The organism is Pseudomonas sp. Pseusp9, assembly GCF_059491265.1.
This window is the reverse complement of the sequence record NZ_CP168500.1, coordinates 2,353,642-2,360,000: the sequence shown is the minus strand read 5'-3', so window position 1 is coordinate 2,360,000 and position 6,359 is coordinate 2,353,642. Positions and strand designations below refer to the sequence as shown.

Genomic DNA, 6,359 nt, shown 5'->3' with positions numbered 1-6,359 from the left:
GTCGCTAACGTTGTTGTTTTCTTTCACCTGTGCGCTTGCAGTAGCCAACGTTTACTTCGCACAACCATTACTCGACTCAATGGCCCGGAGTCTGGGTGTGGCTTCATCAACGATCGGGGTTGTGGTGACTGCGACTCAGGCTGGATACGCGCTGGGGCTGCTGTTCATCGTCCCGCTCGGTGATCTGGTCAACCGCAAGCGGCTGGTCCTGACTCAAGTGCTGCTGTCTGCCATTGCGTTGGCGGTAGTCGGCGCATCACAGCAATGGCTGGCCCTGCTGGGGGCCATGCTTGTGATGGGCTTGCTGGCAGTCGTCGTTCAGGTGCTTGTGGCATACGCCGCGGTGCTGGCAACGCCATCACAACGCGGGCAGGCCGTGGGGACGGTAACCAGTGGCATTGTCCTGGGCATTCTACTGGCGCGGTTTACCTCTGGCCTGATTGCGGACTTCACGGGCTGGCGCGCCGTTTATTTTGTGTCCTCGGCAATGATGCTGGCCCTCGCGGTGGTGTTGTGGAGAGCGGTTCCTGTCACAGCGTCGCCAAGGCATCGAGACGCGTATCCGGCGCTCTTGGGTTCGCTCTTCAAACTGTTCATCACCGAGCGCACGCTGCGCGCCAGGGGCCTGCTGGCCCTGCTGATCTTTGCCGCTTTCTCCGTGCTATGGACATCCATGGTGCTGCCATTGAGCGCCCCGCCGCTGTCGCTTTCACACACGGCCATCGGCCTGTTTGGCCTGGCCGGCGTCGCCGGCGCGCTTGCTGCCAGAAGAGCCGGTCGCTGGGCCGATCAAGGCCTGGGTCAACGGGTGACCGGTATTTCGTTGGGGCTCCTGACGTTGTCCTGGTTGCCCATCACGTTTGCCGAGACATCCCTGGTCGCGCTGGTCTGCGGCGTAGTGCTGCTCGACTTCGCGGTGCAGGCAGTACACGTCACCAACCAGAGCATCATTTTTGCGGCACGACCCGACGCGCAAAGTCGCATGGTCGGCGCCTACATGTGCTTCTACTCGGTTGGCAGCGCACTGGGCGCCGCCGCCGCGACCCAGGTGTATGCGCTATGGGGCTGGATGGCAGTCAGCCTGCTGGGCGCCTTGATCAGCGCCAGTGCCCTGGTCCTGTGGTTTCTCATGCGTCTCTGAAACGTTATCCAGTATCGACAGTCGCACCATTCAGGACTTCTTCGCAGCGCACTGGAGTTCTTCGATTTCCTGTGCGACCAGGCTTTGTATGCGCCACATATTACGGTCACGGATGCCATGGTCCTTGAGCATTGTCACGGTCCGGTACAGATACTGGGCAGCCGAGCCCCAGTGCCCCGCTGCGCGAGCCAACACATGGGCAACCTTGTCCATTGGCAACTTGCCTGCATAGGCCATTCCGTCGCGTGCGGCGACAAAGGCCAATGCACGCAATATCCCGGACTCGGTTTTAACCGAAATCCAGCGCGGAACATTGGTCGGCGGGTTTGCATCGATTTCCCGGAACATCAGCAGTCCCAGTTGTTTGAAGTGATCTTGCGCTGGAAGCCGGTAGGCCAACCCGTTGCAGCTTCCACCACGGTCGAGGGCCAACATCAGGGCTGGCAATTCGCGAGTGCCGCGCCAGCGAGTCAGTTTCAGGCAGAACGACCGATGCCATCCATAGGCGGTGGCGCTACGACTCTCGACAAATTCGAACTCCGGATTCCATATCAGTGAGCCATAGGCAAAGATCCAGAGATCTTCCGGTTCGTATTCACGTAACAGCCTCTGCACCATCGCATCGAACTCGGCCTGGGTGTGTTCGGTCGTGCCCGGTTCGGGTCCGGGATCGGGCTCAAACCGCTCAACACAAGCGACGAGTTCCGCTGTCAGGTTGCGCCCTTGCAATCGCGTGGTTTTGTTCATCGTTCATACCCGGCTCTCAGGGCTGATCAACCGGAAAGTCTAGCACCGCAAACAACCCCACCACCGTCCGGATCGAAAGACATGTCATCGCCTGCGGTCAAAGGAATACAAACCGCACGTCCTGTTGTCGATTTCCCAGCGTCTGGTTCGACTATCTGTCAGGGATATGATCTCAAGGGGTCGCAGACATCCCTGCATAAACACTTTCACCCGGATGAATCAGGAGAAGAGCATGCGCACACTTACCGTTGCCGCGTTCGTCAGTCTGGATGGCGTCATGCAGGCGCCCGGCGGCCCTGAAGAGGATCCCTCTGGCGGATTCAGGTTCGGTGGCTGGATCGTGCCCTACGCCGACAAGACCACCGGCCAGGCCGTGCAGGACCTGTTCTCACAACCATTCGAACTGTTGCTGGGGCGTCGTACCTACGACATCTTCGCTTCCTACTGGCCGCGCATTCAGCCCGACTCAAGCAACCGAACCCTTGCCGACCTGTTCAACGGCGTACCCAAGTACGTGGCCACCCATCGCGCCGATTCGCTGGACTGGCAGAACAGTCATGCGCTGCGGGGCAACCTGCTCGACGCGATCAACGCACTCAAGCGTCAGGACGGTCCCCGGTTGTTGACACAAGGCAGCGGCGATCTGGTTCGCCAGCTGCTTGCCGCCGGCCTGGTGGACGAATTGCGACTGATGATTCACCCCATCCTGCTGGGGCGCGGCAAACGCCTGTTCGACGACAACGCCCAAGCGTCGGCCTTCACCTTGCAGGATTCGACCCGCTCACCCGGGGGTGTGCTGATCGCCCGTTACACCCGCAGCGGCGAGGTGCGAACCGGCACGTTCGAGGGCGTCAGGCAGCGATAGCCAGCGCCCTGTCGCCCGGGGCATGCCTCATGCCACCTGCATCAACTTGGCATAAGCCTGCAAATGGTGGTCGTCATCGCCGAACTGACGCGCCACCATCAGCAAATGCTTGGCATGGTGTGACAGCATGTACTCCCAGGTCAGACCGATACCGCCGTGCAACTGGATGCCCTGGTCCGCGACAAAACGGCTGGCGCGGCTGACGATAAACTTGGCAGCGGCCAACACGCGGCTGCGTTCGTCACTGTCCGCCTGATCGGCCACGCAGGCGGCGAGCAGTGTCATCGAGGTGGCCTGGTCCAGTTCGATGCGCATATCCACCATGCGGTGCTGCAGCGCCTGGAACTTGCCGATGGGCTGCCCGAACTGCTGGCGGGTTTTCAGGTAATCGAGGGTCAACGCGCACGCCGCTTCCATGCTGCCGACGGCTTCGGCACATTGCGCGGCGATGCACCGGCCCTGCTGATAACGCAGCGCCGGCAAGGCTTGCCCCAACTCGCCGAGCAGCGCTGCGCTTTTGACGAACACGTCCTCAAGGTACAGCTCGCAGGCCTTCCGCCCGTCCAGGGTGTCGAAGGTGCGCCGGCTGATGCCCTCGTCTTGCGGATCGACCAGGAACAGGCTGATGCCCTGCTCGTCCCGAACCCCGTGGCTGGTACGCGCCGAAACCAGCATCAGCCCGGCGCTCTGGCCGCCGATGATCACCGACTTGCGACCATTGAGCTTCCAGCCACCGGTGACCGCCTCGGCGATCGTCTGGACGTCGTGCAACTGGTAGTGACCCTGTGGCTCATCGAGGGCGACGGCCAGTTGCAGGCTGGCGCTGCCGACTTGCGGCAGCAGCGTGTCTTTCTGGGCGGCGCTGCCCAACTGCCCGACCAGGCCACCGGCGAAAATCACCGAGTGCAGGTAAGGCTCCAGGCACAAGCCCCGGCCCAGTTCGGTCATGACCAGCATGTTCTCCACACCGCTGCCGCCGTAACCACCATAAGCCTCGGGAAAAGGCACGGCGCAAAGCCCGAGCTCACCCAGCTGTTGCATGAACGGGCCACTGAAACCCTGTTTGCTCTGGCGGTATTGTTCGCGATGCTCAAAGCCATACACGTCACGCACCAGGCGTGCAGTGGTTTCCTGCAGCATCAGCTGCTCGTCTGTCAGTTTGAAATCCATGATCGTGGCGCCTTACAGTTCGAGGATCATTTTCGCGATGATGTTCTTCTGGATTTCGTTGGCGCCGCCATAAATCGAGGCCTTGCGCGCATCCAGATACTGGCAGGTGGCAGCGCTGCTGTAGTCGGTGTACAGCAACGGTTCGCTGCCATAACCCAATTCATCTTCAATGAACGGCAACGCGTACGGTCCCACGGCCTTGCTGATCAGGTAGGTAATGGCCTGGCGAATCTCGGTGCCCCTGATCTTCAGGAACGAGCTTTCGGCACCGGGTGCATCGCCATTCTGCGTGGCCGCCAGGGTGCGCAGGGTGCTCATCTCGGCCGCCATCAATTGCATCTCGACTTCGGCGATCTGCGCGCGAAACAGCGGGTCTTCGATCAGCGGCCGACCGTCGCGGACTTCCTCGCTGGCAATGCGCTTGAGCCGGGTGAGCAACGCCTTGTTCTGCGCGATCCCGCCGATGCTCGTACGTTCGTGGGTCAGCAGGTACTTGGCGCAGGTCCAGCCCTCGTTCTCCTGCCCCACCAGATTCGCCACCGGCACCCGCACATTGTCGAAGAACACTTCGTTGACTTCATGTTCGCCGTCGAGGGTGATGATGGGCCGCACGGTGATGCCCGGCGTTTTCATATCGATCAGCAGAAACGAAATGCCCCGCTGCTGCCGGGCCTGCGGGTCGGTGCGCACCAGGCAAAACATCCAGTCGGCGAAGTGCGCCAGCGTGGTCCAGGTTTTCTGGCCGTTGACCACATAGTGATCGCCCTCGCGCACGGCGCGGGTTTTCAGCGACGACAGATCAGAGCCGGCGCCCGGTTCGGAGTAGCCCTGGCACCACCAGTCCTCACAGGAAAGAATCCGCGGCAAATAGCGCGCTTTCTGCTCGGCTGTGCCGAACTTGATGATCACCGGAGCGACCATTTTCAGGCCGAACGACACCACTTTCGGTGCGCCGGCGGCAAAACATTCTTCGTCGAAAATATGCTTGTGCACAGCGTTCCAGCCGGTGCCGCCAAACTCGACCGGCCAGCCCGGTGCCAACCAGCCTTGCTGGTTGAGAACCTGCATCCATAACACCTGATGCGCTTTGCTCAGGCGTTTGCCGAGGGAAATCCGCTCGGACAATTCGCCAGGCAGATGCTCGCGCAGGAAGGCCCGAACCTCTTCGCGAAAGGCCTGTTCCTGCACCGTGAATTCAATGTCCATCCATCCACTCCAAAAGCACTTGGGCAAACCCCATAAACCCTGTGGGAGCGAGCCTGCTCGCGAAAGCGTCATCACCTTCAACATCAATGTTGACTGGCACTCCGTATTCGCGAGCAGGCTCGCTCCCACCTGGGTGGGTACGCTGTTTATTCGAAAACGATCACCGAGCGCGCCAGCTCACCGCGACGCAACTCATCGAACGCCTCGTTGATCTGGTCCAGACGGATGCGCTGGGAAATCATCTCGTCGAGCTTGAGCTTGCCCGCCATGTAGAAATCCACCAGGCGCGGCATATCGACGGGGAAGCGGTTGGAGCCCATCAGCGACCCCTGGATGCGGCGTTCATGCAGCAACTGCAGCGGGTCGAGTTCGATTTTCAGGCCAGGCTTGAGCATCCCGATCACCGTGGCAGTACCGCCACGCGCCAGCATGGCAAAGGCCTGTTCGGCGGTCTGCTTGAGGCCGATGCATTCGAAAGCATGGTGCACACCGCCGCGAGTCAGCTCCAGCACTTGTTTGGCCGCATCGCCGTCGCGGCCGTTGATCAGGTCGGTGGCACCGAACTGCCGGGCCAGTTCCAGCTTCGAGTCGAGCATGTCGATGGCGATGATGCGCCCTGCCCCGGCCAGCGCCGCGCCGTTGATCGCGGCCAGACCGATGCCGCCGCAACCGATCACGGCCACGGTCTCGCCCGGCCGCACCTTGGCGGTGTTGAACACTGCGCCGGTACCGGTGGTGACCGCGCAACCCAGCAGTGCGGCACGGTCCAGCGGCATGTCGCGGCGGATCGCCACACAGGCGTTTTCGTGCACCAGCATCTGCTCGGCGAACCCGGACAGGTTGACGAATTGCGGCATCGGTTTGTGCACGTAGGTCAGGCGCGGCTCTTCGTCCTTGCCGCGCTTGGTTTCCGGCGACACACAGCGCGCCAGATGGCCGGTGACACAGTGTTCGCAATGACCGCAGAACACGGTCAGGCAGGTGACCACATGATCGCCGGGCTTGACCGAGCGCACTTCGGAGCCGACCTGCTCGACCACACCGGCCGCTTCATGGCCCAGGACCATCGGGCCGGGATACGGAAACGAACCGTCGATGACGTGCAGGTCCGAGTGACAAACGCCCACGGCCTTGGTGCGGATCAATACTTCACGTGGGCCCGGTTTGCTGATGCCCACTTCTTCGATGACCAGCGGGGCTCCAACCTGATGGAATACGGCAGCTTTCATG

General features: G+C 61.5%; 6 protein-coding genes (1 of these 6 running past the window's edge). 2 read left to right on the top strand and 4 right to left on the bottom strand.

What is annotated here, in order from left to right; genetic code table 11:
* A protein-coding gene (locus ACEN8E_RS10665; protein WP_495592565.1) for an MFS transporter crosses the window boundary here: on the top strand, positions 1-1,141 show its 3' portion. It extends 98 nt beyond the left edge of the window; 1,141 of the gene's 1,239 nt are visible here — the last part of the coding sequence; its start codon lies off the left edge, out of view; its stop codon occupies positions 1,139-1,141.
* A gap of 30 nt (positions 1,142-1,171) precedes the next feature.
* Here the strand turns inward: ACEN8E_RS10665 and ACEN8E_RS10660 are convergent, their stop codons facing one another.
* Positions 1,172-1,888, bottom strand: a complete 717-nt coding sequence (locus ACEN8E_RS10660) for a gamma-glutamylcyclotransferase (RefSeq protein WP_495592564.1) — start codon at positions 1,886-1,888, stop codon at positions 1,172-1,174.
* Between the two features lie 232 nt (positions 1,889-2,120).
* On the opposite strand from ACEN8E_RS10660, the gene ACEN8E_RS10655 reads away from it, so the two are divergent.
* Positions 2,121-2,753 carry a dihydrofolate reductase family protein gene (locus ACEN8E_RS10655; RefSeq protein WP_495592563.1) on the top strand — a complete coding sequence of 211 codons (633 nt, stop codon included), beginning with the start codon at positions 2,121-2,123 and terminating at the stop codon, positions 2,751-2,753.
* Positions 2,754-2,780: 27 nt separating this feature from the next.
* Here the strand turns inward: ACEN8E_RS10655 and ACEN8E_RS10650 are convergent, their stop codons facing one another.
* From ACEN8E_RS10650 to ACEN8E_RS10640, 3 genes are all read right to left on the bottom strand, one after another.
* Complete coding sequence (locus tag ACEN8E_RS10650; RefSeq protein WP_495592562.1) at positions 2,781-3,923, bottom strand: acyl-CoA dehydrogenase family protein; 1,143 nt, start codon at positions 3,921-3,923, stop codon at positions 2,781-2,783.
* Positions 3,924-3,935: 12 nt separating this feature from the next.
* The gene (locus ACEN8E_RS10645) at positions 3,936-5,129 is read right to left on the bottom strand and encodes an acyl-CoA dehydrogenase family protein (RefSeq protein WP_495592561.1); all 1,194 of its coding nucleotides are present in this window, start codon (positions 5,127-5,129) and stop codon (positions 3,936-3,938) included.
* Between the two features lie 146 nt (positions 5,130-5,275).
* On the bottom strand, positions 5,276-6,358 hold the full coding sequence (locus ACEN8E_RS10640) for a Zn-dependent alcohol dehydrogenase (protein WP_495592560.1): 1,083 nt from the start codon (positions 6,356-6,358) through the stop codon (positions 5,276-5,278).
* Position 6,359 lies beyond the last annotated feature (1 nt).